Below are 26486 nucleotides of genomic sequence, written 5' to 3' on the forward strand. Positions count from 1 at the left end.
GAGAGAAATGATCACTGCCGCCCAAGAGGAACTGTACGAACGACTGCCGCACACCCTGTCCGCGGAGGAGATCAGGGCGGTGAACTCGGCAGGTTCCACCATCCACACCCACCGGCGGTACGAGTACAACGGCTGGCGGTTCGAGCTGGCGCCAGGGGTGTTCTCCCCCGGCGGCACCAGTCGCATCCTGCATGACCACCTGCTGAACGGAACCGTTGACCTGCAAGGGAAATCCTATGTCGCGATGGGGGTCGGGCTCGGTGTCGAGGCGTTGATCGCCGGGGTGCGCGGGGCACGGGAGATCTACGCGGTGGACGTGCACGAGGACAGTGTGCTGGCCGCGTCGAAGTACTACCGGGAGCTGATCGGCACGTCCTCGCCGGCCAGGTTCGTGCCGCTGGTCTCCGACCTGTTCGAGGGTTTTCCGCCCTCTGCCAAGGCGGACGTGGTCACCTTCAACCCGCCCGCGGTGAACCTGAACCTCAGCTCGGACCCGGACGTGGTGCGAAACCTGTGCGCCGGCACCGAAATCGCGAAGCGGTTCTTCGACCAGGTGCGCGAAGTGCTGAACCCGGGTGGGGAGATCTTCCTGATCACGTCCAATACCGCGGAACTTCGGCAGATCGTCCGCTACGGCATGGAATCCGGCTTCGGCGTGGAAATCGTGTACGTCAAGAAATGGCCCGACGACGAGGTGCGCACCCATCTCTTCCGCTTTTCCCGTCTTGAATGAAAACCGCCCGAACATCGGAGTTTGCTTTATGCACGAGCACTACGCGGAAGCGGTCAAGGTTCCCGACCCGATCGAGCTGGCGCCGGATCTGGTCTGCCTGCGCTTCGAGACGATGAAGATCTATTCGGCGCTGGGCGCGGTGCAGCGGCTGCTGGACTCCGGCCGGGTCGCGCCCGGCGACACGCTGATCGACTCCTCCAGCGGGATCTACGCGCACGCGCTGGCGCTGGCCTGCCACCGGTACGGAATGCGTTGCCACATCGTCGGTTCCACCACCATCGACCTCGGCCTGCGGGTGCAGCTGGAGATCCTCGGCGCGACCTTGGAACAGGTCGAGCCCTCCAACGACCTCCGGCTGGACCAGAACCTGCGGGTCGCGCGGATCGCCGAGATACTCCGGGAAAACCCGTCCTACTACTGGATGCGGCAGTACCACGACGACATCCACTACGACGGCTACCGCGAGGTGGCCGAGCTGATCGACCGCGACCTGCCCGGCGCGCCGCTGAGCATCGTCGGCGCGGTCGGCACCGGCGCGTCCACCGGCTCGCTCGCTTCGCATCTGCGTGCTGCGGGCAGGGACGTGCGGCTGATCGGGGTGCAGCCGTTCGGCAGCGTGACCTTCGGCGCCGAGCACGTCGCGGACCCGGAGATGATCATCGCCGGGATCGGCAGCTCGATCGAGTTCCGGAACGTGCGGCACGAGCTGTACGACCGGATCCACTGGATCTCCTTCGACCACGCCACTTCCGGCGCGGTCGCCCTGCTGCGTTCGACGGGGGTCTTCGCCGGGCTGTCCGCCGGCGCGTCCTACCTGGCCGCGTGCTGGGAAAGGGGCCGCGCGGACGGACGGCGGTACGTGTTCATCGCGCCGGACACCGGACATCGCTATGTCGACTCCGCCTTCGCGCGGCACGCCGAGGTCCGCGCCGCCGATGAGCTGCGACCGAAGGAGATCGGTTCGCTGTCCGAGCTGAGCTATCCGTGGTCGGCGATGAACTGGGCACGCCGGGACGGCATCGAGCTGCCGAGGCCACGGGCCGAACGTCGCGTGCCGTCCACCACCGGAAAGGGGCGAGCGTGAAAAGCGTGGCAGAGCTGTCCGACGCGGTGCTGGCCGGCGGATTCGGGCCGTCGCCGGCGGAGGTCACGGTGACCAGCGCGTTCTGGCTGCACCACACCACCAGGCTGGCCGGCGGGGAAGTGACCTACCGCAACCATTACGTGCTGCTGCGGGTGGGCGCGGCCTTCGGGGCCTGTTCTTTCGAGGCCGGTGACGTGACCGCGGAGTTCTGCGCCGAGGCGTCCGGGGCGCCAGTCTCCACGCTGCTTCGTGACGCGCCCGGCGCGGTGCGGATCGCCGCGCTGGACGCGTATCTCGCGCATGTGCGGCCGCATCGGGACACCGCCGAAGCGGAGGCCGTGGTGCTTCCGGAAGGTACACCTGAGGTGCGGGCGAAGGCGCGGGACGAGGCGATCGCCGGGCTGCTGGACATCCGGCCCGGCACCAGGGTGGCGCTGATCGGGGTGGTCAACCCGCTGGTCGCGGCCATCCGGGCGCGCGGCGCCGAATGCCTGCCCTGCGACCTCAACCTGCGGCGGACCCAGTGGGGCGACCGGGTCGCCACGGACATGGCGGAGGTGCTCGACGCGGCGGACGCGGTGGTGGCCACCGGGATGACGCTCGGCAACGGGAGTTTCGACGCGCTGCTGGCGCACTGCCGCGACCGCAGGCTGCCGTTCGTGGTCTACGCGCAGACCGGCAGCGCGGTGGCGAGGGCCTTCCTCGGCGCCGGCGTCACCGCCGTTTCCGCCGAGCCCTTCCCGTTCTCCCAGTTCTCTGCCGACCCCACCCCGCTCTACCGCTACCGCACCCCGGTCGCCCCTTAAGGCCACCTTTGCAACCTTGAAGGTAACAAAGGTGGCCTTGAGGGACAGTCGAGCAGAAAGGCGAGAAGAGACAAGTGGTGAGTACGGAGCAGGTGCCGGGGGACCTCCGGATGGCCAGGGCGCTGGGCGCGGTGCTGCCGGCGTCGGCGGTCGGGTTGCTGCCGTTCACCGTGTTCAGCACCTTCCTGGTGCAAATCGCGGACGACGCGGGCAGCAGCGTGGCCACCATCGGCGGGCTGCGCGGCCTCGGCGGGATCGCCGCACTGGCGGTCGGCACCGCGCTCGCGCCGCTGGTGGACCGGGTGCCGCGGGCGTGGGCGGCGGCGGGCGGGCTCGCCATGCTGGCGGTTTCCACCGCGCTCGGCGCGATCGCCGAGTTCGCGTCGCTGGCGTTGTTCTGCCTGCTGGTCGGCGCCGCGACCGCGGTGCTCAACCCGGCGCTTTCGGCCGAGGCGGCGGACCGGTTCGGCGACGGTGCCGCCGCCGGCCGGGCCGCCACCCTGGTCAGCGCGACCCAGTCGCTGGCCGCGATGCTCGCCGCCCCGGTGGTGGCGCTGCCCGCGATCCTCTGGGGCTGGCGGGGCAACCTGCTCGCCATCGCGGTCGTCGCGCTGCTGCTCGCGGTGGTCTTCGCGCGCCGAGGCCAGCACGAGCCGAAGCCCGAGGTACCGGCCGAACGGCTCGGCTACCTGGCGTCCTTCCGGAAGGTGGGCTCGCTGCCTGGCGTCGCCCCGCTGCTGCTGATCGCGTTGCTCCGGACCGCCGCCTTCATGGGTTACCTGGCCTACCTCGCCGCGTTCTACCACGACCGGTTCGCCCTCGAACCCGGTCCGTTCGCGCTGGTCTGGACGTTGAGCGGGGCCTCCTTCTTCGTCGGGAACCTGCTTTCCGGCCGGTTCACCAGCACGGCCCGGTTCGCCGCGGCACGGACGCTGGTGTTCGCGCTGGTCGTCGCCCTCGGTTCGGTGGTGACCTTCTACTTCACCCACAACCTGGTGCTCGCGCTGGCGCTGACCGCGCTGCTCGGCGCCGCGCACGCGACGGTCGCCGCCTGCGTGCTGACCCTGCTCGTGCACCGCGCCGGGTCGCAGCGCGGTTCGGTGCTGAGCATCAACGCGGCCGGGATGAGCCTCGGCGTGTTCGCCGGGGCGGCGGCCGGCGGCGCCGGGCTCGGCCTGGCCGGCTACCCGGGAACAGCGGTGGCCTTCGGTGCGTTGACACTGATGGCACTGGTCGCCGCCTTCCGGGTGCGCGGCTAGCGAGTTTCCACCGGTTTCCGCTCGCGTCGCAGGATCGCGCGTTCGGCCACCGTCCAGGTGGTCGTGGTGAGCAGGTAGAGCCCGGCGGCCAGCGGGATGAACGCGGCGGCGACCACGGTGAAGTAGGGCATCAGCCGGAGCAGGGCGGCGCCCGGTACCGCCGGATTGCCGGCGGACTGCTTCGCCTGCCAGCGGGCCGAGCACCAGCCCACCACCGCGAGCAGCACGAACAGCCCGATGAAGACCGGGGTGTGCCCGGCAGCCACCGGGAACCAGTGCGCGCCGAGCGGCGTGCCGAAGAGGGTGTCGTCCAGCAGCGCGTTCGGCCGGTCGCCGATCGTGGTGGTGGAGAACAGCCGGTACATCACCATGAAGAACGGAACCTGCGCGAACATCGGCAGGCAGCCGACGAACATCGAGGTGCCGGACTCCTTCTGCAGCTTGGTGACCTCCTGGTGCAGGCGTTGCTGGTTGTTGCCGTACTTGTCGCGGAGCTTCTGGATCTCCGGCATCAGCACGGCCCTGGCCTTTTCGCCGCGCACCGCGGCTTTGGCCAGTGGCAGCAGAAGCAGCCGGACGCAGGCGGTGAAGGCGACGATCGCGATGGCCACGCCGAGCGGGTGGGCGAGCCAGGTGACCAGGTGGTAGGCGGCGGAAACGGGCAGGTCGAGAAAACCGAACATGGCAGCACTCCGAATGCGGGTAAGGGAATTTCAGACGGAATGGCCGCGTGCGCGGTTGATTCAGAAGTGCTTACGCGGCCAGGCTGCCGAAGCCGGGCGCGCGGGGGCGGCTACGTCCCGGCGCACCGGGATCGCGTAACCGCAGGAAAGCCGTTCGTCTCGTCTGCTCGCGCAGGGCGCTGGTGCGCCGGCGCACCGGGAGCGGCAGAATCGCCTGCCTGCCACCGTGTGCGTGGCAGACCACGAGCACCACCAGCAGGCTCGCGGCCAGCACGGAGGCGACGGCGAGCAGGCCGAGCGGGTTGCCGAGGAACTCCGCGGCGGCCGCGTGCACGGCGGGCGCGATCAAGGAAAGCATGCTGGGGAACAGCGACAGCGGTTCCACCGTGCCTCCCTGCTTTCCGGCGAGTTTCCGCAGACCCCACCACTCTACCCGGAGCCGCGTACTTGCCGCCGCGACTTCGGTGAGCTACACTGCCGGTGTTCCCCTGTGGACGCTGGCGAATCGGCCGCCCCAGGGAAGTTCTACGAATCTCAGCAGTCACGCACCGGTTTCTCGTAGTTCTCTGCTACCGCGTGACCCATACCCTTTTCAGGAGAATTCCATGTCAGACAACGATAATTCCGTACCAGTTACCGGAATCCTGGACATCCGGGACAACGCCGGGTTCATCCGGACCGCCGGTTACCGCCCAGGACCGGACGACGCGCACGTTTCGCCGTCCTTCATCCGCAAGCACGGCCTGCGGGCCGGCGACCTGGTCACCGGCGCGAAACGGCCGGGCCAGCAGAAGGCCGGCACCCTGGTCCGGGTCGACTCGGTGAACGAGCTCGACCCGGCGAAGGCCGCCGGCCGCCCCGAGTTCAACCAGCTCACCCCGCTGCACCCGGACCAGCGGCTGCTGCTGGAAACCCAGCCGCAGGCGCTCACCACCAGGGTGATCGACTTGATCATGCCGGTCGGCAAGGGGCAGCGCGCACTGATCGTCTCCCCGCCGAAGGCCGGTAAAACCTCTGTGCTGCAAGCGATCGCGAACGCCATCGCGGTCAACCACCCGGACTGCCGGCTGATGGTGGTGCTGGTGGACGAGCGGCCGGAGGAGGTCACCGACATGCAGCGCTCGGTGCGCGGCGAGGTGATCTCGTCCACTTTCGACCGTCCGCCGCACGAGCACACCGCGCTCGCCGAACTCGCCATCGAACGTGCCAAGCGCCGGGTCGAGCTCGGTGAGGACGTGGTGCTGCTGTTCGATTCGATCACCAGGCTCGGCCGCGCCTACAACCTCGCGAGCCGCGTTTCCGGACGCATCCTCACCGGCGGCGTGGACGCCTCCGCGCTGCACCCGCTCAAGCGTTTCCTAGGCGCCGCAAGGAATATCGAGCACGGCGGCTCGCTGACCATTTTCGCCACCGCGATGGTGGAGACCGGCTCCACCGGTGACACGGTCTTCTTCGAGGAGCTGAAGAGCACCGGCAACGCCGAGCTCAAGCTGGACCGCCGGATCGCCGAGCGCCGCGTTTTCCCCGCGGTGGACGTGATTTCTTCCAGTACCCGCAAGGAAGAGCTGCTGCTCACCCCGGAGGAGCTCGCCGTCACCCACGAACTGCGCCGCCTGCTGCACGCCCGCGAAGGCCAGCACGCCATCGACCAGCTCCTCGAACAACTCCGCAAGACCCGCACCAACGCCGAGTTCCTGATGCGCATCGCCGCATCCACCGCCGCTCCCGTCCGAGCCGCCGCCTAACCCGCGAGTCCCACACTCGCGCACCCCGAGTCCCACACTCGCGACCGCCGAGTTCCCCGTTCGCGACCGGCGAGTCCCACGTAGGAGTCAGCCGCCCGAGTGCATGTCCTCGGCTTCGGGGACGCAGTCGTCGTCCGGGTCGTCGAGCCAGCCGTGCGGGAGGGTGACCTTGCCCGGCGAGCCCTGCCGTCCGCGCGGGCCTTCGGCGTCCGCCGGGAAGGGCGCTTCGGGGTCCAGCCTGGCGATCAGCTCGTCGAGCTCGTCCAGCGAGGAGATCATCGCGAAGGCGCGGCGCAGCTCCGAGCCGATCGGGAAGCCCATCAGGTACCAGGCCATGTGCTTGCGCAGGTCACGCATGGCCTTGTCCGGCCCGTCGTGCTCGACCAGCAGCTCGGCATGGCGGCGCAGCACGCGGCCCACCTCGCCGAGTTTCGGGCCATGGGGCACCGGCCTGCCGGCGAAGGCCGCTTCGAGCTCGCCGAACAGCCACGGCCTGCCGAGGCAGCCGCGGCCGACGACCACCCCGTCGCAGCCCGTCTCGGCCATCATGCGCAGCGCGTCGGCGGCGGAGAAGATGTCGCCGTTGCCGAGCACCGGAATGCTGGTGACGGCTTCCTTCAGCCGCGCGATCGCGGTCCAGTCGGCCTGGCCCGAGTAGCGCTGCGCGGCGGTGCGGGCGTGCAGGCTGACCGCCGCCGCGCCTTCCGCCTCGGCGATCCGGCCGGCGTCGAGGTAGGTGTGGTGCTCGTCGTCGATGCCGACCCGGAACTTGACCGTGAACGGCACCCCGGCCGCCGCGGCCGCATCCGCCGAGGCCCGCACGATTTCGCCGAACAGCCGCCGCTTGAACGGCAGCGCCGCGCCGCCGCCCTTGCGGGTGACCTTGCTGACCGGGCAGCCGAAGTTGGAGTCGACGTGGTCGGCGAGCCCCTCCCCGACGATGATCTTGACGGCCTCGCGCATGGTCTTCGGGTCGACCCCGTAGAGCTGCATGGACCTGGGCTTTTCGTGCTCGCCGAAGGTCATCATGTGCATTGTGCCGGGGTGCCGCTCGACGACCGCGCGGGCGGTGATCATCTCGCAGACGTAGATCCCCGCGCCGTACTCCGCGCAGAGCTGCCGGAACGCGACGTTGGTGATGCCCGCCATCGGCGCCAGCACCACCGGCGGATCGACCGCGTACGGGCCGATCTTCAGGGCGGGCTTGGTCTCGATCAGGGCGGTCACGCCCTCCATTGTCGCTGATGACGTAGGCCACGCCCGGCTGGGCCGGGCGGACATGGCCGGCTTTGTCGGTGGGTGGGCCTAGGGTCGGTGACAACACTGGGGCCAGCGCGTATGGAGGAGCCGATGAGCACACTCGAGAACCGGCCGAACACCGCACTTCTCGTCGTCGACGTGCAGAACGGCGTAGTCGCCGAGGCGCACGAGCGTGACGCGGTCGTCGCGAACGTCGGCAGCCTCGTCGACGCGGCGCGACGAGAGCGGATCCCCGTCGTCTGGGTCCAGCACTCCGACGAAGGACTCGCGAAGGGGACCGACGACTGGCAGATCGTCCCCGAGCTGACTCCGGACGAGGCCGAGCCGCGGGTGGACAAGAACTACGGCGACTCCTTCGAGGCCACCGACCTCGAGACCGTGCTGTCCGGCCTCGGCGTCGGCCGGCTCGTCGTCGCCGGTGCGGAGACCGACGCGTGCATCCGCTCCACCCTGCACGGCGCGTTCACCAGGGGGTATGACGCGACCCTGGTCGGTGACGCGCACACCACGGGAGACAAGTCGAGCCGGGGCGCGCCGCCGCCGGACCAGGTCATCGCGCACACCAACCTGTACTGGACCTACCAGGCCGCACCGGGGCGGACGGCCGGCACGGTCAAGACCAAGGAGGTGGACTTCGGCGGCGCGGCCTAGCGAGGAATCGCCCGGCGGTCCGCCAGCAGCAGCGCGGCCAGCGCCAGCAGCGCCAGCCCGGCGGCGAGGCCGGTGCCGAGCGGCAGCATGCCGACGTCGGGAATGGTGATGCGCAGTCCGGAGACGGTCAGCTCCCAGCCGGCCGGCACCGGGCCCGATCCGCCGGTGAGGGTGGGCGGCACCAGGTGGTTGAGCAGCTCGCCGTCGGCACGCTGGTAGCCGCGTGAACCCATGGTGAGCCCGGCGTACAACAGCACCACGACGGTCAGCACGGCGAGCGAGTGCGAGAGGACCGACCGCCTCGGCACCAGCACGGCCGCGATCGCGCACGCCAGGCTCAGCGCCAGCAGCACGGTGATCCACAGGTCTTCCTGCCACGGCAGCTCCATCAGCGGCTTGCCGTCGGATAGCACGCAGTGCTCGCCGGTCAGCCGCCCGGTCAGGCCGGGGTTGCCGAACCCGTCCCGGCAGCCGGCCAGCACCCTGCCCAGCTGGTCCAGCCAGCTGGCGAGGGTGCACAGCAGGAAGGCGGCGGCGATGCCGGCGACGACCCGTTGTGGTTTCGGCCGGTCCCGCATCGGTCATTCCTTCCGGATCGTTTCCCGTCAGGACGCGGCGGCCGGGCTCGGGGTTGAGCACGCCCGGAATCCGATCGTCACGTCGGTTGAGTAGTGCTACGGATCCGCGGTCGTCCGCCACCGCGCATCCTGGGGCGCATGTCGACCGATCCAGCTGTGCTCCTCCGGCTCGCCGAGGAGATCGACGACCTTGGGCGCCGTCTCGAGCGGGTCGGCGCCGAACTGCGGAACGTCCAGTCGGCGCAGGTCAGCGGGCCCGCCCCGGCGCCGCAGCAGTGGCAGCCGCAGCCACTCCCGCCGGTGTGGCAGCCGGCGTGGCAGCCGCCGCCCATGCCACCGGCGGCACCGCCGCCGGCTCGGCGTTCGCTCGGCGAGGCGCTGAGCAAGGAGGGCGCCGGCAGCAGGCTGCTCGCCTGGGTCGGCGGTGCGGTGACGTTGCTCGGCGTGGTGCTGCTGCTGGTGCTGGCGATCCAGCGCGGCTGGCTCGGCCCGCTGCCGCGGGTGCTCGGCGGTGCGGGTTTCGGGCTGGCGATGATCGCGACCGGGCTGTGGCTGCACCGCAACCCGGCCGGCCGGACGGGCGCGTTCGCGCTGGCCGCCACCGGGATCGCGGCGCTCTACCTGGACGTGGTCGCCGCGACCACGCTCTACGAGTACCTGCCGTCGCCGGTCGGGCTCGCCGCCGGCCTGCTGATCACCGTCGGCGGCCTGCTGCTGGCGATGCGCTGGGACTCGGCCCTGCTCGGCATGGCCGTGGTGCTGGGCTGCGCGGTCTGCGCGCCGCTGATCACCAAGGGCTTCACCCCGGAGCTGGTGACCTTCCTGCTGATGGTGCAGGTGGCCACCGCCCCGGTACGGTTGCGCCGGGAATGGCAGGGCCTCGCCGCCGCGGCCGGGATTCCGCCGCTGGTGGCTTCGGTGCTTAGCACGGTCCGCATCGCCTCGCCCGGCGAGTGGCCGAACACGGCCGCCGCACTGGCCGCCGGGGCGGTGGGAATCGCGCTCGCGCTGCTCGTGGCGCGTCGCCGCCCCAGCGATGTGGCCGCGCTGGGGCTGATCGCCGGAGCCGCGTCGCCGGCGCTGGTCGTGGCCTTGTTCCTGCCGAAGTCGCAGGCCGTGCTGGTCTCCTCGGGGGTGGCCGTGGCGCTGCTGGGGGTGTGCGCGGGACGGTGGTGGCCGGCACGGGCACGTCAGCTCGCCGGAGTGGCCGGCCTGGTGGCGCTGCTGCAGGCGACGGTCACCCAGTTCGACGGCACGGCCCGTTCGGCGGTCCTGCTCGGCGAGGCGATCCTGCTGGTACTGGTCGCCAAATGGGCGGACAACCGGAGTGCCTTGTTCGGCGCACTCGCCTTCGGGGCGCTCGGCACGCTTTCCGCGCTGCTCGGGGACTTCCCGCCGGCGTTGCTGGTGCTGTTCCGCACCAGGACTTCCGGCGAGCTGGCCGGTGCCTGCCTGGTCGCCGCGCTGATCCTGGCCGTCGCCGTATTGCTGCCGTGGGTGGCGTCCCGGCTCGGAGCGCTCCGAGCGCCTTCGGAGAACCTGCCGCCGTGGCTGTGCGCCGGGTTCGCCACGCTCTACGGCGCGGCCGGGGTGGTGCTGTCCGCGGCGCTGCTGATCACGCCGGGCCGGTCCGGGTTCCTGCTCGGCCACGTGCTGATCACGGTGTCCTGGACGGTGGCCGCGCTGGTACTGCTGGTCCGCGGCATCGAAATGGTGGCGCTGCGGGTGATCGGCCTGGTGCTGGTCGGCGCGGCGGTGCTCAAGCTGGTGCTGTTCGACCTGTCCGCATTGGACGGAATGGCCAGGGTCGCGGCCTTCCTCTGCGCCGGGCTGGTGCTGCTCGCGGCGGGCACCCGCTACGCGCGGCTCGTCGCGTCCCGATCCGCACCGCGCTGAGCTCACGGCCCCTAGGGTGATCGGTCATGTCCCATCACCCCGATGTCGCCGAGTCATGGGCCAGCATCCGCGAGTGGCTCGGTCAGCACGCGCCGGCGGTACTGGCGATGCTCAACCCGCCGGCGGACGACGCCGACCTCGACCGCGCCGAGCGAGCTACCGGTGTCGCGCTGCCGGCGGACCTGCTGGCCTGGTGGCGGCTCGCCAACGGGACCGACGGCAGGTCCAACCTGCTGCCGCCGTGGTACTCGCCCTACCCCATCACGCAGGCGCTGGAGAGCCGCCGGATCTGGCTCGAGGTCTGGCATGACGAGGAGACCAGGGTGTTCCCGGACCTGCCAGGGGTTCGCGAGTACATCGACGGCCTGCTGAAAACCCCGGCCGGCACGCCATGCCAGGACATGTGGCTGCCGGTCTGGCTGCCCGTCGCGGGCAGCGGCGGCGGGCAGGATCTCTTCGTCGACCTGCGGCCGGGCCCGCTGCACGGCTGTGTCATGGAGTTCGACCGGGTCGGTGCCGCCGGTGCCGCGCCGTTGTGGCCGAACGTCCGCGCGATGCTCGCCGCGGTGGCCGACGCGTTCGAGCAGGGCAGCACGGTGGTCGGCCGGTTCCCGGTCGCGCTCGAAGCCGACGACGGCCGGATCAACTGGCACTAATAGGGTTCGCGACCATGGCGATGATCGACAAGGTGGCGTGGATCCTGCTGGTGGACGGTCGGGTCCTGGGCACCCGCTCGCACGGCAAGGACGTCTACTACCTGCCCGGCGGCAAGCGCGAGCCCGGCGAGTCCGATCTGGAGACCCTGGTGCGGGAGATCGACGAGGAGCTCGCGGTGCGGATCGACCCGGACACCGCGTCCCCCGCCGGCGTCTTCGAGGCGCAGGCCCATGGCCACGCGGACGGCGTGCTGGTGCGGATGACCTGCTACCGCGCTGGTTACCATGGCACGCTCACCGCGAGCAACGAGATCGCGGAGCTGGCCTGGCTGAGCTACGCCGACCGTGCTCGCGTCTCGCCCGTCGACAAGATCATCTTCGATCGGCTGCACGAGGCCGCGGAACTGCGCTGAGCCGTCAGTCTTCGAGGATGCGCGCGCTGCGCAGGGGAATGTCGTGCAGCAGCAGCCGGCTGCGCACCTCGCGGACCCCGAGCTCGCCCTTGAGCGCGGCCAGAATCCGCTCGAACTCGCCGGTGTCGGTGCAGGCCAGCCGGATCTGGTAGTCGTACTCGCCGGTGGTCCGGAAGGCCTCCACGATCTGCGGGATGCTCGCCAGGTTCTGGTGGAACAGCTCGTTGTCGTAGCCCTCGCGCAGCCGGAGGTCGCTGATCAGGATCAGCGGCCGGCCGATCGCCTGGTAGTCCAGTGCCGCGTGGTAGCCGCGGATGACGCCGGACGAATGCAGCCGGCGCACCCGGTCGGCGGTGGTGTTCGCGGACAGCCGGACCGCCTTCGCCAGCTCCTGGTAGGTCAGCCTGCCGTCTTCGAGCAGCTGCGCGACCAGCTGCCGGTCGATGGCGTCCATGCGCACTCCGATCGAGATTAACTCGGGTCTCAGCTTGATTAGTCGAGTATATGTCGGAGTAGGTGCCGAAAGCACCGTGGATTCCTAGACAAAATCGGTCCGTGGTCGAGCAGGATCAGATCATGTGGATGTACTCGTACTGAAGGTCCTGCTCACCCCCTGCCTGGTACTGGCGGTGTCACTGGCGCAGCGCCGTTGGGGACACGTGCTCGGCGGCAGGCTCACCGCGCTCCCGCTGACCTCCGGCCCGTTCGTGCTGATCCTGGTCTGCACCCAGGGCGCCGACGCCGGCCGCGCCGCCGTGCGCGGCATCCTGCTCGGCACTCCGGCCGTGATCGTTTTCTGCGCCCTGTACGGCCTGCTCGCCCGGCGCCTGGCCTGGCCGGTCTGCCTGCTCAGCACGGTCGTGGCCACGGCGCTGACCAGCGGGCTGCTGGTCTGGTCGTCGCCGCCGCTGTGGATCTCGCTGGTGATCACCGTGGCCGGGCTGGCGCTGGCCTGGCGGACCGCACGCTCCGCCACCGCGGCCGTCTCACCGGGCCCGGCCTGGGAGTTGCCGGCCAGGGTTGCGATCAGCGCCGTGCTGGTGCTGACCCTGGGCTGGGTTTCCGGACTGGTCGGCGCCGAAACGGCCGGGATACTGGCCACCCTGCCCGCGTTGCTGTGCGTGCTGGCGCCCTGCGCGCACCGGGCGGACGGCCCGGCCGGACCGATCCAGCTCACCGGCGGGGTGCTCGCCGGGGCGCCGGCCACCGCGTTGTTCTTCCTGGTGCTGCTGGGCACGCTCGCCAAGTTGCCGGTCGCGCCGGCGTTCGGGCTGGCCGCGTTGTGCGCGCTCGGTGCCGGGGTGCTGGCTCAGAAGCTGACGTTCACACAGGCCAGGCGGGCCCCGGCGGTGCCGGCGTGACCGGGATCGGTGTGCGTGTGCGTTTCGTGCAGCACTACCGAGCTCGCCCGGCGGTCCGCGGTGAACTGCCAGTCCACCCGTGACCGCGCGAGTCCGGTGCCGAGCGGGCTCGCGGTGAAGTCCAGCCAGATTTCGTTGTGCGGGTTGGCGTAGGCCGGGTCCACCGAAGGACTCACCGGGTCCGGCAGGTGCTGGTAGTGCGGTCCCGCCGCGTCCCCGGTCGCTCCGCACGGTTTGGTGTGCACATGCGCGCCGTACCGGTGGCCCGGCTCGAGCCCGCGGACCGCGAGCGCCACCGTGGTGCCGGGAGTGGGGGCGGACAGCGAGAAGACCCTGACGTGCGCGCCTTCCGGCACCAGCTCGGGCCGGTAGGTGACAGCGGTGGCGTCTGGACGGTAGGCGCCGAACTGCCCGCTCGCGGTGACGATGTGGAAGCTGTCGCCGGTGTCTTCGGCCGTGGCCTGACCCGCTCCGGCCAGCAAGGCGAACACGGCGACCGGCACCATGGCTGCGATACGCATGGCCCAGTACTAGTCCGTTCGGCCGCACGGACGCCAATATTCCCACCTGATGGTGTGATTAAGTCCGGTTTCGGTGACCGTCTTCTTTGGTCAGTCTGCTCGTAACCTGACGATCGTGAACCGAACCGCCGATCGCACCTGGCTGGTGGCCGTGGCCGCCGCGTTGTGGGGCACCGATGGTCTGCTCCGGCTGCCGCTGGCCGAGGCGCTGCCGGCCGGCACCGTGGTGTTCTGGGAACACCTGCTGGTGGTGCTCGTGCTGAGCCCGCTGATCCCGGCCGCGTTCCGCGCGCTGCGGGGCGGCACCGTCCGGGAATGGCTGGCCGTGCTGGTGATCGGCGGCGGCTCGTCGGCGCTGGCCACCGCGTTGTTCACCGCGGCCTTCCGGACCGGGGACCCGATCACCCCGCTGGTGCTGCAGAAGCTGCAGCCGGTGTTCGCGGTACTGGCCGCCTTCTTCGTGCTCGGTGAACGGATCCGGCCCGGCTACGCGCTGTTCGCGGCGCCCGCCCTCGTCGGTGCCTGGCTGCTCGCCTTCGCCGACCCGCTGCACATCCAGGTCTCCGCCCTGCGCGGCGCGCTGCTGGCCATCGGCGCCGCGGTGCTGTGGGCGGCCGGCACCGTGCTCGGGCGGCTGGTGTCCACCAGGCTGGCCGCGCGGGACGTGACGGTGCTGCGGTTCGCGGTCGGACTGCCGGTGGCCGCGCTGATCGTGGTGGTGCAGGGCGATTCCCTCGCGGTCGGCTGGGACAACGCGCTCGGCCTCGGTCTGCTCGCGCTGGTGCCCGGCCTGCTGGCGCTGAGCCTGTACTACGTGGGCCTGCGCTCCACTCCGGCCGCCCGCGCGACACTGGCCGAGCTGGCCTTCCCGGTGACCGCGGCGCTGATCGGGGTTTCCGTGCTGGGCAAGACGCTGTCCGGCACCCAATGGCTCGGCCTTGCGATCGTGGTCGCATCGGTGACCGCACTCGGCTGGCACGAAAAAGCCCGCCGCCCCATGGTGCTCGAACCCGTTTCCGCAGCTCACCGGTCGTGAGTGAAAAGTGTTGCTGGGGCAACACTTTTCACTCACGACCGTCAGGCGGGGAGTAGGGCGGCGGAGTCGGGGTCGAGGCCGGTGGGGAAGGCGCCGATGACGGTGCGGGTGTTCAGGTCGAGCACGGAGACCCGGTTGTTGCCGAGCTGCGACACGTAGGCCAGCGGCTTGCCGGGGTGCAGCGCCACCGCGGACGGGATGCCGTCCAGCTGCACCGACCAGATCGGCCGGAGGTCCGCGCTCAGCGCGGTGACCGTGTTGCGCACGATGTCGGTGACCAGTAGCTGGTCGCCGGCGGCCGGGTAGACGCGCAGCGGGTCGCCGTCCACCTTGAGGGTCTTGCGCACGGCCAGTGTCCTGGCGTCGAGGGCGACCACGGCGGGGGTCTTGCGGGCGCCGACGTAGAGGGTCTTCTCGTCCCGGCTCAGGCAGCTGCTCTCCGGGAGCTGCCCCGGCGTGACCACCACCGGCGCGGCGGCCGCGTCGTGCGGGCGCACCAGGCTGACCGTGTGCGAGAGCAGCCCGGTGACGTAGGCCCGTTCGCCGTCGCGGCTCAGGGAGAACAGGTGCGTCTTGATCCCGCCGGTGGGCACGGCGCGCGTCGGTGCCTGGTCGGTGCGCGGGTTGTCGAAGCCGAGCAGGACGGCCTTTTCCTCGCTCAGCGCGTAAAGCCGGTCCTTCGCGTCGATGCCCATGCCGTGGATGCGGTTGAACGGCTGGGTGTCGATGGTCCGGACCAGTTTGCGGGCGGCGAGGTCGAGCACGAACACCGCCGCGCCGCCGGCCCCGGGCGTCGACGACATCTTCACGCCGTAATGCCCGACATACGCGAACTCACGGCGTGAGTCCACCACCAGCTCGTGCGGGTACTCGGGCAGTGCGACGGTTTCCAGCCGCTGCCCGGAGCCGGCGTCGAAGAAGCTCACCGCGTGTGCGCTCTTCTCCACCAACACGAGTACGTCAGATGCCGTCCGCGCGTTGGCTTCCGGCACGCCCGCCGCGGCCACCAGCCCGCTCGTGCCCACCAGCTTCATCATCGAGCGTCGCGTGATCATGGCTTCTTTCTACCGGCATCGGCCCATGTCGTGAAGGGCACCTTCCCTACCTTGAAGGTAGGCAAGGTGCCCTTCACGGACAGCTCAGCCGAGGTCGCGGGCGAGGAGGTCGTCCTCGGTTTCGCGGCGGACGAGCAGCCGCGCGACGCCGTCGCGGACGCCGACCACCGGCGGGCGGCCGACCACGTTGTAGTTCGACGCCAGCGAGTGGTGGTAGGCGCCGGTGCACGGCACGGCCAGCAGGTCACCGGCCTTGATGTCGCCCGGCAGCCGGATCCCGTCGGCCAGCACGTCCCCGGACTCGCAGTGCCGCCCGACCACCACCATCTCCTGGTGCGGCGCCCTGCTGTACCGGCCGACCAGCCGCGCGGTGTACTTCGCGCCGTACAGTGCCGGGCGCGGGTTGTCGCTCATCCCGCCGTCCACCGCGACGAAGGTGCGGCTGCCGCGCTTGACCGCGCCCACCCGGTAAACGGTGATCCCGGCCTGGCCGACAATCGCCCGGCCCGGCTCGATGGTCAGGCGGGGCATCGGGAACGCGCGCGACGAGCATTCGTAGCCGAGCGCGACCCGCAGCCGCCGGGCGTAGCCGGCCAGGTCGAACTCCGGATCGCCGGGCCGGTACGCCACCGCGTGCCCGCCGCCGAGGTCGAGCTGGGTCAGGGTGACGCCGTGCTTCTCGCGGATGCCGGCCAGCACCTGAACCATCCGCCGCGCCGCCAGCTCGTATTTGTCCACTCTGGACACTTGCGAGCCGAGGTGGCAGTGCAGCCCGGTCAGCACCAGGCTCGGCTGGGCGAGCACGGCGGCCACCGCGCGGTCGACGTTGTCGGCAGCGTCGGGACGCAGCGAAAACCCGAACTTCTGGCCCTCGGCGCCGGTGCTGATCTTGGCGTGCGTGCCGGCGTCGATGTCCGGGGTCACCCGCAGCAGCACCCGCTGGCCTTCCCGCGCCAGCGCGCCGAGCTGTTCGATCTCGTCCAGCGAGTCGAGCACGATCCGGCCGACGCCGTAGCCCAGCGCCGCCTTCAGGTCCTCGGGGGTCTTCACGTTGCCGTGCAGCAGAATCCGCTCGGCCGGGAAGCCGACTGACCTGGCCACCGCGATCTCACCGGCGGAGCAGGTGTCCAGGGACAGGCCCTCTTCGGCGACCCAGCGCAGCACCGAGCGCACGCACATCGCCTTCCCGGCGAACGCGACCTCGGCCTCCGGCAGCGCCCGTCGGTAGGCCGCGGCGCGGCGGCGGACGTCGGCCTCGTCCAGGAAGTAGGCGGGGGTGCCGAACCGGGCGGCCAGCCCGCTGACCGCGGCACCGGCGAAGATCAGCTCACCGTCCGCGCCGAGTCGGGTCCCCGGCGGCCAGCCGGCCCGTTCCAGACGGTCCGATGCTTCGCACCCCAGACTCGGTAACAGCTCGGCGAGCGTCACGGTCTCCTCCACGTTTCGGCGATGTGTCCGGCCTTCGCCAGCACAACTCGAATCGGGCGAAGTGGGCTCGCCGGCTACGTGGTCCTGATGCGGCGCACGGCGGCGTTGACGGGTTGTTTATGCCCCGGTGGCCCCCGCCACAGGCGCCAGCTCCCAGGTTTTCAGCAGGGCGGCGACCCGTTCGCCGTCGCCGGGACTGAGCGGCGTGCTCGGCGGCCGGACGTCCGGCCGGCACAGCCCGAGCCTGGCCAGCGCGTCCTTCACCACGCTGACGTTGGCGGCCGAGGAGTTCGCCGCCCGCAGCTCCTCGAACGGCCGGATCCGCTCCCAGACCTTCATGGCCCCGGCGAAGTCGCCGTGGGTGAGCGCGTCGAACATCCGCAGCGAAGCGGCCGGGTGCACGTTCACCAGTCCGGAGGTGAAGCCGGTGGCGCCGACCGCGAAGTAGCCGGGAGCGGACAGTTCGGCCAGTCCGGCGATCCAGACGAAGCGGGAGAGCCCGGCGTCGCGGGCGACGGAGGCGAACCGCACCGGGTCCGGCACCGCGTACTTCACCCCGAGCACGTTCGGGCAGGCCGCGCCCAGCTCGGCCAGCGCCGAACCGTCGATGGCCGGGTTCCGCAGGTAGGGCACTACGCCGAGATCGGGCACCGCCTCCGCGATGGCCCGGTGGTAGGCCACCCAGCCGTCAGTGGAGACGTAGGGATGCACCGGCTGGTGCACCATCACCAGCTCCGCGCCGGCTTCGCGGGCGTGCTCGGCGCCACTGATCGCGCCGGCCACGTCGTGCCCAACCCCGGCCAGCACCACGGCCCGCGATCCGGCCGCGCGCGCGGTGAGCTCGACGCAGGTGCGGGTCTCCGCCTCGCTCAGCGCGTAGAACTCCCCGGTGTTGCCGTTCGGCGTGAGTACCCCGATCCCGGCGCCGACGAGCCGCTCGATGAGCGCGGTATACGCGCGCTCGTCCACCGCGCCGGCCTGGTCGAAGGGGGTGACCGGAATGGCGACTACCCCGGCCAACCGGGCCGACAGGGCTTCCCAGTAATCCGCCACTGGTATGTCCGATCTGATATACGATACTTCAGGCAATCTAGCACGGGCGGGACAGTCCTAGCGGCTCAGGATCTGCTCGCGGAAGCGCCAGGCGCGATCGAGTATGCAGGCGCCGGGCGACGCCATCGGCTCATCGGTCAGCAGCCGGTGCACGCTTTCTTCGTTGAAGGGCACGCCTTCCGATACCGAGGTGGACTCGGCCGCGGTGACGAGAATGCCTTCGGCGTTGATGCGCACGGCATCGCCGAAGAGTGCGTCGAAGACGTCGTCGTCCATGACCACGACGGTCAGGATGGTGGCGGTCAGGGTAAGCGTGTCGAGCCCGACGCCGAGGAAGTAGACCGCGACTTTGCCTTCGCTTCTCGCGTTCTGGAGCGCGCGATAGAGCGGCCATTGGGCGTAGTCGAGTGGTCTGCCCTGACTGCCGTCCCGCTCCGGCTCGCCGAGTAGCTCCTCGGAGTACTCCCGAACCATGTTCCGCCAGAGGTCGAAGTCGTTCGCCCGGTCCCAGGACGCGATGCTGGATGGCTGGAACTCGCCCGCCGGGATCAGCCCGTAAATGCCCGCTGCCGTCGCGACCTTCGCCGGATCTCGCCAGTGCAGCGGGAAGGTGGCTTCTCCGGTCGAACGGTTACGCCGGAGAGTCAAGGTTTCGATGGCGGGCATTACCGCGCGAGCTCGAAGGTCGAAAGGGTCCCCGATCAGGCCGCGTAGTGGCAGCCGTGTCCAATCGGCCGGTTCACCGGCAGACCGGGCGGCCGCGAGTTCGTGTGCGATCGCCTCGGAGACGTCGAGCTTGTCGAAGTAGGTCCCGAGGCAGAAAGTCATGCTCGCCGAGCTGCCGGACACCGCTACGTCGAGCAGCCGGTAGCTCGGCCGGTTTTCGAACAGCGCCGGCCTGTCCAGATAGCGAATCGCGGAGGTGTACCGCTCGAAACGACAGGCGGGCGCTCGCAGGGGCAGCACGCCGGACGCTTCGGGCTCGCTACCCGTGATGAAGATCGGATCGGGATCGTCCGCCCACTCGAGGTCGAGGTCTTCGATCCGCATCGGGCCGTCCGGCAGCCAGTTCCGGCGCGCGATGAACGGCACGTCGCCGATCCGCGCCTCCGGCCGGTAGAGGTCCGCGGCCGCACGGGCCAACTCTCCCCGATGACGGTTCAGCCGGCGCCGCACCCGGCACCACTCGGCCTGGCTGATCTCCACCTGGTCGACGGCGCCGACCAGGGCGGAGGTCGCGGGTGCCGGCGCCGGCTGAAGGAGTTCCTTCGACAGGCCGAGTTCGGTTGGTGAGATGTTGAGCTGCTGCGCGATGCGCAACAGCATCTCCAGGTCGCGCACCTGCCGTTGACCGGTCTCGATTTTCGAGACGTACGACTGGTCGAAGTTCAGCAGCTGGGCGAGTTCGGCTTGGCTCAGCCCGTTCGACCTCCGGTACTCCTGGAGGACGTCCGCGAGCAGTCCGGTGTTGAGCTCCAGGTCCGTCACCCGGGACGACAGCCACGAACTCCCCGCCTGCATCGGATCTCCCCTTCGGAGGGTCGGAAGCTGCCCACCACAACACCGGACGCGTCGCGGAGTACCCGCTTGACGAGCACGTATGCCGGTCAGGCATGCACGGTACCCGGCCATGACCACCTGGCCTTGGACATCGGTCCGCCCGGCGATGGACCGTGGGCTCGTGACACTCCAGCTGATCCCGCCGCCACCCGGTGCCTCGGTCGCCGCAGTGGTGGGGCACTACCTGCGCCAACTTCCCGAGGACGCGGACTCGCAGACCAGTCTCGTCTTCTACCGGAGGCTTCTCGCCGCGATGGACGCCGCGCCCAAGTCCGATCGCCGCTACACCTATGACGAAGGCTGGTACGTCGAGATGCGCGACTGCGTCCAGCGCTGTATCGACTCCCATGCCGCCCGTTGCTCCTGAAACCCCGGCGACTTGAGGCTAAGGCGTGTGGAGGTGGGTGGGGTGGCCGGCGAGGAAGGTGGCGGTGACCGGGATCTGGCGCAGGTCGGCCGGGGCGAGGTCGGCCGGGTCGACGGCGGTGATGAGCAGGTCGGCGGCGTCGCCGACGCGGATCTGGTCGCGGCCGCGGGCGGCGGCGCGTAGGGCGTCGGGCAGGGACAGCGCCTGTTCGGGGTGCCATGGCGGGCGGTCGTCGTCGGTTCTGGTGATCGCCGACGCGATGCCGTCCCACGGGTCCAGTGGCGCGACCGGCGCGTCCGAGCCGAACTCCAGCCGCACGCCCGCGTCGAGCAGGGCGGCATAGGGGAAAGCCTGCTCGGTGCGGCCGGCCCAGTAGCGGTCCGCCACATCCCGGTCGTCCGGCTGGTGCGCGGGCTGGACCCCCGCCGTGACGCCGAGTTCGGCGAACCGGGCCAGGTCCGAGGGCCGGACGAGCTGCGCGTGCTCGATCCGGCCGCGGCAGCCGGTCCGCGCGAAGGCGTCCAGCGCGATGGTGTTCGCGTGGTCGCCGATGGCGTGCAGTGCGGGTTCGATGCCGTGTGCGGCGGCCTTGGTGACCAGCGGGACCAACTGTTCCGGCGGCAGTTCGAGCAGGCCGTGACCGTCCCCGCCGGGGTAGCCGTCGTGGCAGTACGCGGTGCGAGTGTTGAGCGAGCCGTCCACGAACAGCTTGTACGGCCCGACCGTGAGCAGGCCGCCGGAATCGGGGACCACCTCGCCGGTGCGGTGGCCGCGGGCGATCGCCTCGTCCAGCAGGTACCTGGCGATCACACAGCGCACCCGGACCGGCAGCGGCCCCTGTTCGAGCCGGCGCAGCCAGTCGGTCACGGTGTCCGCGTACTCGAAGTCCATGATCCCGGTGACCCCGCGGGCGGCCGCCGCTTCGACGGCTTCCCGCACCCACCGGTCCCGCACCTCGACCGGCGCGGACGGCAGCGCGGCGGTGGTGGCCATGCAGTCGCCTTCCACCAGCACGCCGGTGGGGTGCTCGCGACCGAGCGCGGCGAGCATGGCCGGGCTGAGCCAGAGCGTGTGCAGGTCGGCCGAGAACATCGCCACCCGGCGGCCGGGCAGCACCCGCTCGAGCAGGTCCTTGTGCGGCCGGTCCGGCCAGAGCGCGTCCCGGAACCCGCTGCCGAACACCGGTTCCCCCGCCGGCACCGCGGCCGCGGTCAGCAGTTCCGCCGCTTCGGCCGCCGACCCCGCCGAGCCCAGCGGCACGTGCCGGCGGAACCCGGCCCACTGCACGGCGTGCACGTGCGAGTCGACCAGGCCGGGCAGCAGGGTGCCGCCGTCCCCGTCGAACACCTCCGAGTCGCTACCAGCACTGGCCAGCCCGGTGCCGATCTCGGTCACTTTCCTGTCAGAGATCCGTACGTCCGCCAGCGGCCCGCGTAAGCCGAGCCGTACCCGCCGCAAGAGCATGTGCCGACCCTATCCGGCCTGGTCGGAGGTCCCGCCGCAGCGGTGTCCCGCGGCCTGGTTTGCCGCTGGAGCAACACTTTCATCTGCATCGGTACGGCGTCGAATTTTCACACTTTAGTACGGAACGCAGCCATGACGGCACTTTGTGTGTCATGATGAGTATTCTTTTCTGGTGGGGGACGAACTGGGGTTCTCGTCCATTGAAGTAGCGCGATGACCGACTGGGGGTCGACTCGTTCGCACCCGGCGTGCACCGCACGGGCTGCCCCATTTCGTTGGTGCCAGGGGAGGGATGTATCTACCGCGCCCGCGGTGGCTCTTGTGCACCGTCCGGGCACGAAGTGCTGGGGAAGGGGTGAGTGATGATGCGAGCTCGCGAGATCTGATCTGGGGATGTAGACCTGGTTGAACCGGCGCCGGGAGACCGGGCGCGTCAGCGCGCGCGGTCCCGGGCCGGCAACCGCTCCGGAGCCACGGTCGCGAGTATTTCGGCCGCGGCTCGTTCACCGGCGCGCACCGCGCCGTCCAGGTAGCCGGACCAGTAGGTCGAGGTTTCCGACCCGGCCCAGTGCACCCGGCCCACCGGCCGCCGGATGGCGGGGCCGTACGCGGTCAGCGTGCCGATTCCGGGCACCGCCACCGGGCCGCCGCCCGCCCAGCGCTGCCCGGTCCAGTCCTGTTCCACGTAGTCGATCGGTTCCAGTGCCTTCGGGCCCACGGTTTTCGCCAGCGCCCGCAGCACTCCGTCGCGCCGTTCGGCCGGCGGGCGGTCGCCCCATTCGCGCCAGGTGGCCCCGCCGACGAACGCCAGCAGCACCCCGATTCCCGGCTCCGGCGGGCTGTTGTCGAAAGTCGCCCGCACCGGCCCGGAGTCCAGCAGCGCGGAGCCGGAAAGCCCGTCGTGGCGCCAGAAAGGCTCGGCGTACACCGCGTGGCACTTCATCAGCGCGCCCATCGGCATCCGCTGCAGCAGGCGCAGCTTTGCCGGTGGCAGCTGCGGATCCCAGTCGACCGCGGCGGCCTGCTGCGGCGGCACCGCGACGATCACGCGCGACGCGGTGAACTCGCCGCGGTCGCTGGTCACCCTCACCTGGTCGGCGTGCTGCGCGATCCGTCGGACCGGTGCGTTCAGCGTCACGGCGTCGCCGAGCCGGTCCGCGAGCCGCCGCGGGATCTGCTGTGCGCCACCGGCGAACCGCGACTCCTGCGCGCCGCCGGTGGTGCCGGCCGAACGATCGAAGGTGCCGGGGTTCTGCTCGTTCCCAGCCGCGGCCAGGTACCAGAGGAAGAACAGCAGCGAGATCTCCTGCGGGTCGGCGCCGATCAGCGACTGCAGGTACGGCACCAGCAGCCGTTCCGTCGCCGGGTTCAGGGTGTTGCCGCGCAGCCAGTCGTGCAGTGACGTGGCGTCCCATTCGGCCGCCTTCGGCGCGGCCCACGGCGCGTCCACCGGCACCTGCCTGGTCAGCCGCTCCAGCCGGAAGTGCAGCAGCGCCACGTCGGGCAGGGTGAGCAGGTCCGGCGGGATGGTGCCGGTGTAGCGGATGGTGCGCCCGCCGGTGACGTAGATGTTGTCGCCAGCGGTGTACTCCTTGAACGTGGCGACGCCAAGTTCGGCGGCCAGCGCGAGAATGTGGTCCTGCGTGGGGCCGGCGAAAGCGGCGCCGGACTCGACCACCGAACCGTCCGCCAGCACGTGGTCCAGTATCCGCCCGCCGACCCGGTCGTTCGCTTCCAGCACCCGCACGGACTGCCCGGCCGCGGCCAGCCGCCGCGCCGCGACCAGGCCCGACAGCCCGGCGCCGACTACCACCACATCCAGCATCGTTGCCTCCCCGGCGGTCAGTCTGGCAGCGTCGCCGCCCCCGCCCGATCCCCCGGGTACCGCCATCCGGGGACGGGCGGCCGCCCTGAAGGCCGCCCTTTCGCACGTGGCGGTCGTGAGTGATAAGTGTTGCCCTGGCAACCGTTTTCACTCACGAGGTCGGTAATGGCCTGGTGTAGGTCAATACAGCTACTCCGCTGTCGAACACCCGGCTGTCCGTGACGGTGTACCGCTCGGGCCGGAACCCGCCGCCGAACATCGGGATGCCCGCACCCGCCACCACCGGATGGATCTTGACCACCAGCTCGTCGATCTCCTCGCGCAGCGCGCCGGCCAGCCCACCGCCGCCGCAGAGCCAGATCCCGCCGCCAGCGGACCGCTTCAGCTCGCGGACCTTGGCCACCGGGTCGCCGGTCACCAGCTCGATGCCGGCGTCTGCGGGAAGGTCGGTTTCGTTGAGGGTGCTGGAAAAAACGTACTGGCGCAGATGTGCGTACGGGCTCGGCCTGCCGTCGCGCAGGCCGAACTCGTAGGTGCCGCGGCCCATCAGCACGGTGTCGAACTCGCGGTTGGCGCCGGTGATCCCGGCGGCCTCGCGCCAGCCCGTCGGCACCGTCTCCGGGTACCGCTCCGTCATCGCCGCGGAGTGGTCGCCTTCGAGCAGGTAGAAGCCGATATCGCCGTCCGGGCCGGCGATGAACCCGTCGATCGAGATGGCGATGTAGTAGGTGAGCTTCCGCATTCGGTCTCCCCTTGGCCGGCACCGTTCTGTGGCAGAATATCGGGTGACCGGCTGGTCCAAAGTCGACAGTCGGTTTCGCCGCCCGCTATCCACCGGGCGAGCTGATCCGGGTACCGCCGTCCGGGTGGTCTTTCCGCCTCTTGCCGGGGGCCATGCGCCCATCCGGCCGGGACCGGTACCGCATACGACGTAGCGCGCAGTCGAGGCGTACCGCAACTGCCGTAGTCCGATTTGCCGCACCTGGGCTGACGACTGGCTACCGGCCAGTCGCCAGACTTGCCGCGCTGAGCTTTTCCACCACAGAGTTCAAAGGATGATCGACATGACGCAGGGTGTATCCACCGCTGGTGCGGCGAAGCCGGAAAGCGCCGGTGCCCCGAAGGGCGCGGGAGCGGGTTACCTCACGCTTCGGATCGGCATCGTCATCACGGCCGCGTCCATTTTGCTGCAGGCGTTCTCCGCCGGTGAGGTGCTCACCAACGGCAGCCTGCTCTCGCTGCACGGCGCCGGTGCGGCCGGGGTGCATGGTGGCGCGCTGATCGCGGCGATCGGTGCGACCCTGCTGTGGCGTCCGGCCAGGCTCGCCGGCTGGCCCGCACTGGTCACCTGGGTCCTGTTCCTGGCGACCTTCGCGCAGAGCGCCATGGGCAGTGTCACCACCCTCAACGTGCACGTGCCGCTGGCCATCGCGCTGACCCTGGTCACCACCTGGGTGCTGGTCTGGTCGTTCATCCCGCCCCGCGCCCCCGCCGCGAAGTAATGGACTTGCGCCGCCGGGACGCCCTCCGCCTGTTCGGACTCGGTGCGGTCGCACTGGGTCCGATGGCGGCGGTGGCCGGCTGCTCGACGGCCGGTGCTTCGGAGGCTCGGCTGCTGCCGAGCGAGGTTCCGTTGCCCCAGCCGTTCACCAGCGGGCTGCGGATCCCTTCTGTGCTGCAGCCGGCCCCGGACGGCGGCGACAAGAGCACCGACTTCTACGACATGGTGGTGCGTCCGGCCGACGTGCAGATCCTGCCCGGCCTGAGCACCACCATCTGGGGCTACGACGGCCAGTTCCCCGGACCGACCCTGCGCGCGCGGCGCGGGCGCAGGGTCGTCCTGCGGCAGTCGAACGAGCTGCCGGTGCCGATCGCCACGCATCTGCACGGCGGCCGGACCCCACCGGAGGCCGACGGCTATCCGACCGACCTGACCATGCCCGCCGCGGGCGGTTTCGTCCCGCACCACATGAACGACCCGATGGCCAAGGTGACCACCGGGAGCCGCAGCTACGAATATCCGTTCGAGCAGCGGGCTTCGACGCTGTGGTACCACGACCACCGGATGGACTTCACCGGCCCGCAGGTGTGGCGCGGGCTGGCCGGGTTCTGCCTCGTCGGTGACGAGGAGGAGGACGCGTTGCCCCTGCCAAAGGGGGACAAGGACATTCCGCTGATGATCTGCGACCGCTCGTTCGGCGCGGACGGTCAGTTCCGCTATCCCGCGCTCGACGCCACGCTCCGCGAGGCGCCGGGAGTGCAGGAGGAGTACGGCGGCGGTGTGCTCGGTGACGTGATACTGGTGAACGGCTCGCCGTGGCCGGTGCACGAGGTGGCCGGCACGCGTTACCGCTTCCGGCTGCTCAACGCCTCCAACGCCCGGCGTTACGAGCTCGCGCTCGAAGCGCCGTCGGGGTCGCTGGGGTTCGTCCAGATCGGCAGCGACGGCGGCCTGCTCGCCGCACCGGTGCCGCGGCAGACGATCACCCTCGCGCCCGCCGAACGGGTGGACGTGGTGATCGACTTCGGCGGCGTCCGGATCGGCGACGCGATCACCATGGTGAACAAGGCCGCCGGTGGCGCACAGGGGCAGATCATGCGGTTCCTGGTGGCCCGCGCGGAAACCGACGACAGCGCCATCCCGCCGCGGCTGTCCGAGATCGAACGGCTGGACCCGGCACAGGCCGTGGTCACCAGGGAGTTCTCGTTCAAGAGCGGCGAGGTGGGCGGGCATTCCGGCTGGACGGTGAACGAGAACCCGTTCGATCCGTCCAGAATGGACGCCCGGCCGGCGCTGGACAGCATCGAGGTCTGGCGGATCAGCACGGACGTGGAGCATCCGATCCACCTGCACCTGGTGCACTTCCAGGTGCTCTCGGTCGGCGGCAAGGCGGTGGACATCCCCGGCTGGAAGGACACCCTCGACCTGGGGGCGGTGAAGACGGCGGAGATCATCATGCGGTTCTCCGGCTACCGCGGCCGCTACGTCTTCCACTGCCACAACCTGGAACACGAGGACATGGCCATGATGGGCAACTTCGAAGTCGTGTGA

The 26486-nt window shown here is 70.5% G+C and carries 26 protein-coding genes and 1 pseudogene; 14 read left to right on the forward strand and 13 right to left on the reverse strand.

The features are described from left to right. Window positions 1-7 precede the first annotated feature (7 nt). The 4 genes from AMYNI_RS0118245 to AMYNI_RS0118260 all read left to right on the forward strand — a co-directional run bounded on the left by AMYNI_RS0118245 (window position 8) and on the right by AMYNI_RS0118260 (window position 3882). On the forward strand, window positions 8-733 hold the full coding sequence (locus tag AMYNI_RS0118245) for a methyltransferase (protein WP_020669473.1): 726 nt from the start codon (window positions 8-10) through the stop codon (window positions 731-733). A 28-nt stretch (window positions 734-761) separates the two neighbouring features. Beyond that, a complete protein-coding gene (locus AMYNI_RS44795; protein ID WP_020669474.1) occupies window positions 762-1817 on the forward strand; it encodes a pyridoxal-phosphate dependent enzyme in 1056 nt (351 codons plus the stop codon). Further along, the gene (locus AMYNI_RS0118255; RefSeq protein WP_020669475.1) at window positions 1814-2623 is read left to right on the forward strand and encodes a Rossmann-like domain-containing protein; all 810 of its coding nucleotides are present in this window, start codon (window positions 1814-1816) and stop codon (window positions 2621-2623) included. Before AMYNI_RS44795 ends, AMYNI_RS0118255 begins: the two co-directional genes overlap by 4 nt. A gap of 77 nt (window positions 2624-2700) precedes the next feature. Then, on the forward strand, window positions 2701-3882 hold the full coding sequence (locus tag AMYNI_RS0118260; protein ID WP_026360609.1) for an MFS transporter: 1182 nt from the start codon (window positions 2701-2703) through the stop codon (window positions 3880-3882). On the opposite strand, the gene AMYNI_RS0118265 is transcribed toward AMYNI_RS0118260, so the two are convergent. Then, window positions 3879-4565, reverse strand: coding sequence for a YidC/Oxa1 family membrane protein insertase (locus tag AMYNI_RS0118265; RefSeq protein ID WP_020669477.1), 687 nt, complete (start codon window positions 4563-4565; stop codon window positions 3879-3881). The genes AMYNI_RS0118260 and AMYNI_RS0118265 overlap by 4 nt on opposite strands. A 70-nt stretch (window positions 4566-4635) precedes the next feature. Further along, window positions 4636-4950: a DUF6412 domain-containing protein gene (locus AMYNI_RS0118270; protein ID WP_020669478.1), complete on the reverse strand. Its 315-nt coding sequence runs from the start codon at window positions 4948-4950 to the stop codon at window positions 4636-4638. A gap of 232 nt (window positions 4951-5182) precedes the next feature. On the opposite strand from AMYNI_RS0118270, the pseudogene rho reads away from it, so the two are divergent. Beyond that, window positions 5183-6310: pseudogene (gene rho, locus AMYNI_RS0118275) on the forward strand (transcription termination factor Rho); the annotation flags it as partial. 87 nt (window positions 6311-6397) lie between these two features. Here the strand turns inward: rho and dusB are convergent. Further along, window positions 6398-7546 carry a tRNA dihydrouridine synthase DusB gene (gene dusB / locus AMYNI_RS0118280; protein ID WP_084628405.1) on the reverse strand — a complete coding sequence of 383 codons (1149 nt, stop codon included), beginning with the start codon at window positions 7544-7546 and terminating at the stop codon, window positions 6398-6400. A gap of 114 nt (window positions 7547-7660) precedes the next feature. On the opposite strand from dusB, the gene AMYNI_RS0118285 reads away from it, so the two are divergent. Next, a complete protein-coding gene (locus tag AMYNI_RS0118285) occupies window positions 7661-8221 on the forward strand; it encodes an isochorismatase family protein (RefSeq protein WP_020669481.1) in 561 nt (186 codons plus the stop codon). On the opposite strand, the gene AMYNI_RS0118290 is transcribed toward AMYNI_RS0118285, so the two are convergent. Beyond that, window positions 8218-8799, reverse strand: a complete 582-nt coding sequence (locus AMYNI_RS0118290) for a hypothetical protein (RefSeq protein ID WP_020669482.1) — start codon at window positions 8797-8799, stop codon at window positions 8218-8220. The genes AMYNI_RS0118285 and AMYNI_RS0118290 overlap by 4 nt on opposite strands. A gap of 138 nt (window positions 8800-8937) precedes the next feature. Here AMYNI_RS0118290 and AMYNI_RS0118295 point away from each other — a divergent pair, with 138 nt between their 5' ends. Genes AMYNI_RS0118295 through AMYNI_RS0118305 form a run of 3 tightly spaced genes read left to right on the forward strand, consistent with a single transcriptional unit; the run spans window position 8938 to window position 11764 of the window. Beyond that, window positions 8938-10695, forward strand: coding sequence for a DUF2339 domain-containing protein (locus AMYNI_RS0118295; RefSeq protein WP_040405806.1), 1758 nt, complete (start codon window positions 8938-8940; stop codon window positions 10693-10695). 26 nt (window positions 10696-10721) lie between these two features. Beyond that, window positions 10722-11351, forward strand: a complete 630-nt coding sequence (locus AMYNI_RS44800) for an SMI1/KNR4 family protein (protein ID WP_020669484.1) — start codon at window positions 10722-10724, stop codon at window positions 11349-11351. A 20-nt stretch (window positions 11352-11371) separates the two neighbouring features. Further along, window positions 11372-11764 carry an NUDIX hydrolase gene (locus AMYNI_RS0118305; RefSeq protein ID WP_040407039.1) on the forward strand — a complete coding sequence of 131 codons (393 nt, stop codon included), beginning with the start codon at window positions 11372-11374 and terminating at the stop codon, window positions 11762-11764. A gap of 4 nt (window positions 11765-11768) precedes the next feature. Here the strand turns inward: AMYNI_RS0118305 and AMYNI_RS0118310 are convergent, their stop codons facing one another. Then, on the reverse strand, window positions 11769-12218 hold the full coding sequence (locus tag AMYNI_RS0118310; RefSeq protein ID WP_020669486.1) for an Lrp/AsnC family transcriptional regulator: 450 nt from the start codon (window positions 12216-12218) through the stop codon (window positions 11769-11771). A 124-nt stretch (window positions 12219-12342) separates the two neighbouring features. Here AMYNI_RS0118310 and AMYNI_RS44805 point away from each other — a divergent pair, with 124 nt between their 5' ends. After that, window positions 12343-13125 (forward strand): hypothetical protein, encoded by a 783-nt coding sequence (locus AMYNI_RS44805; protein WP_020669487.1) that lies wholly within the window; start codon window positions 12343-12345, stop codon window positions 13123-13125. Here the strand turns inward: AMYNI_RS44805 and AMYNI_RS0118320 are convergent. After that, window positions 13074-13646 carry a superoxide dismutase family protein gene (locus AMYNI_RS0118320; protein WP_026360612.1) on the reverse strand — a complete coding sequence of 191 codons (573 nt, stop codon included), beginning with the start codon at window positions 13644-13646 and terminating at the stop codon, window positions 13074-13076. The genes AMYNI_RS44805 and AMYNI_RS0118320 overlap by 52 nt on opposite strands. A gap of 115 nt (window positions 13647-13761) precedes the next feature. Here AMYNI_RS0118320 and AMYNI_RS0118325 point away from each other — a divergent pair, with 115 nt between their 5' ends. Continuing rightward, window positions 13762-14682 carry a DMT family transporter gene (locus tag AMYNI_RS0118325; protein WP_020669489.1) on the forward strand — a complete coding sequence of 307 codons (921 nt, stop codon included), beginning with the start codon at window positions 13762-13764 and terminating at the stop codon, window positions 14680-14682. A gap of 41 nt (window positions 14683-14723) precedes the next feature. Here the strand turns inward: AMYNI_RS0118325 and AMYNI_RS0118330 are convergent, their stop codons facing one another. The 4 genes from AMYNI_RS0118330 to AMYNI_RS0118345 all read right to left on the reverse strand — a co-directional run bounded on the left by AMYNI_RS0118330 (window position 14724) and on the right by AMYNI_RS0118345 (window position 19739). After that, the gene (locus AMYNI_RS0118330; protein ID WP_157357397.1) at window positions 14724-15737 is read right to left on the reverse strand and encodes a YncE family protein; all 1014 of its coding nucleotides are present in this window, start codon (window positions 15735-15737) and stop codon (window positions 14724-14726) included. 84 nt (window positions 15738-15821) lie between these two features. After that, window positions 15822-17165, reverse strand: a complete 1344-nt coding sequence (gene lysA, locus AMYNI_RS0118335) for a diaminopimelate decarboxylase (RefSeq protein ID WP_026360614.1) — start codon at window positions 17163-17165, stop codon at window positions 15822-15824. A gap of 117 nt (window positions 17166-17282) precedes the next feature. Then, window positions 17283-18218, reverse strand: a complete 936-nt coding sequence (locus AMYNI_RS0118340) for a dihydrodipicolinate synthase family protein (RefSeq protein WP_020669492.1) — start codon at window positions 18216-18218, stop codon at window positions 17283-17285. A gap of 57 nt (window positions 18219-18275) precedes the next feature. After that, window positions 18276-19739 (reverse strand): helix-turn-helix domain-containing protein, encoded by a 1464-nt coding sequence (locus AMYNI_RS0118345; protein WP_020669493.1) that lies wholly within the window; start codon window positions 19737-19739, stop codon window positions 18276-18278. A gap of 160 nt (window positions 19740-19899) precedes the next feature. Here AMYNI_RS0118345 and AMYNI_RS0118350 point away from each other — a divergent pair, with 160 nt between their 5' ends. Continuing rightward, window positions 19900-20145, forward strand: coding sequence for a hypothetical protein (locus AMYNI_RS0118350; protein WP_157357398.1), 246 nt, complete (start codon window positions 19900-19902; stop codon window positions 20143-20145). Between the two features lie 18 nt (window positions 20146-20163). On the opposite strand, the gene AMYNI_RS0118355 is transcribed toward AMYNI_RS0118350, so the two are convergent. The 3 genes from AMYNI_RS0118355 to AMYNI_RS0118365 all read right to left on the reverse strand — a co-directional run bounded on the left by AMYNI_RS0118355 (window position 20164) and on the right by AMYNI_RS0118365 (window position 24176). Continuing rightward, window positions 20164-21609, reverse strand: coding sequence for an amidohydrolase (locus AMYNI_RS0118355; protein ID WP_026360615.1), 1446 nt, complete (start codon window positions 21607-21609; stop codon window positions 20164-20166). Between the two features lie 433 nt (window positions 21610-22042). After that, complete coding sequence (locus tag AMYNI_RS0118360) at window positions 22043-23434, reverse strand: flavin monoamine oxidase family protein (protein WP_020669496.1); 1392 nt, start codon at window positions 23432-23434, stop codon at window positions 22043-22045. Window positions 23435-23585: 151 nt separating this feature from the next. Beyond that, window positions 23586-24176, reverse strand: coding sequence for a dihydrofolate reductase family protein (locus AMYNI_RS0118365; protein ID WP_020669497.1), 591 nt, complete (start codon window positions 24174-24176; stop codon window positions 23586-23588). 322 nt (window positions 24177-24498) lie between these two features. Between AMYNI_RS0118365 and AMYNI_RS44810 the strand changes: the two genes are divergently transcribed. Together AMYNI_RS44810 and AMYNI_RS0118375 are read left to right on the forward strand one after the other, a co-directional pair. Next, window positions 24499-24936: a hypothetical protein gene (locus tag AMYNI_RS44810; RefSeq protein ID WP_020669498.1), complete on the forward strand. Its 438-nt coding sequence runs from the start codon at window positions 24499-24501 to the stop codon at window positions 24934-24936. Continuing rightward, the gene (locus AMYNI_RS0118375; protein ID WP_020669499.1) at window positions 24936-26486 is read left to right on the forward strand and encodes a multicopper oxidase family protein; all 1551 of its coding nucleotides are present in this window, start codon (window positions 24936-24938) and stop codon (window positions 26484-26486) included. Before AMYNI_RS44810 ends, AMYNI_RS0118375 begins: the two co-directional genes overlap by 1 nt.

The sequence above is a fragment of the Amycolatopsis nigrescens CSC17Ta-90 genome (assembly GCF_000384315.1).
Taxonomy (GTDB): Bacteria; Actinomycetota; Actinomycetes; order Mycobacteriales; family Pseudonocardiaceae; genus Amycolatopsis; species Amycolatopsis nigrescens.